The 637-nt window shown below is 63.1% G+C and carries 1 protein-coding gene; it reads right to left on the bottom strand.

The window, feature by feature from the left end:
• Window positions 1-619, bottom strand: a 619-nt coding sequence (locus tag ACHAAJ_RS15570; RefSeq protein ID WP_494337663.1) for a PLP-dependent aminotransferase family protein, incomplete at its 3' end; no start/stop codon positions are given.
• Window positions 620-637 lie beyond the last annotated feature (18 nt).

The following is a 637-nucleotide window of genomic DNA, read 5'->3' as shown; positions in this document are numbered from 1 at the left end:
CCACCAAACCCGCGAAATGCGCCATGTCCACAAACAGGTACGCCCCCACCCTGTCCGCGATCGCCCGGAACCGCGCGAAATCCAACCGCCGCGGATACGCCGACCAACCCGCCACGATCATCTTCGGCTCGTGCTCCACCGCCAGACGCTCGACCTCGTCCATGTCCACCTCGTACGTGGACTCATCCACCCCGTACGGCACGATGTTGTACAAACGACCCGAGAAATTGATCTTCATCCCGTGCGTCAAATGCCCGCCGTGCGCCAGGTTCAGGCCCATCACCGTATCCCCCGGACGGATCAACGCGTGCATCACCGACGCGTTCGCCTGCGCACCCGAATGCGGCTGCACATTCGCGAACCCCGCACCGAACAACGCCTTCACCCGATCGATCGCCAACCGCTCGATCACATCCACATGCTCGCACCCGCCGTAATACCGCCGACCCGGATACCCCTCGGCGTACTTGTTCGTCAACACAGAACCCTGCGCCTGCATCACCGCCAACGCCGCATGGTTCTCCGACGCGATCATCTCCAAACCATCCTGCTGCCGACGCAACTCCGCATCAATCCCCGCAGCCACCTCCGGATCCAACACCGAGATGTCCTGCGTCAACGAACCCGCAGCGACGGC

It is taken from the genome of Arthrobacter arnarulunnguaqae (assembly GCF_051262515.1).
In the GTDB taxonomy this organism is placed as follows: domain Bacteria; phylum Actinomycetota; class Actinomycetes; order Actinomycetales; family Micrococcaceae; genus Arthrobacter_N.
The sequence above is the reverse complement of the archived record's forward strand: the minus strand, read 5'-3'. Positions and strand labels throughout refer to the sequence as shown.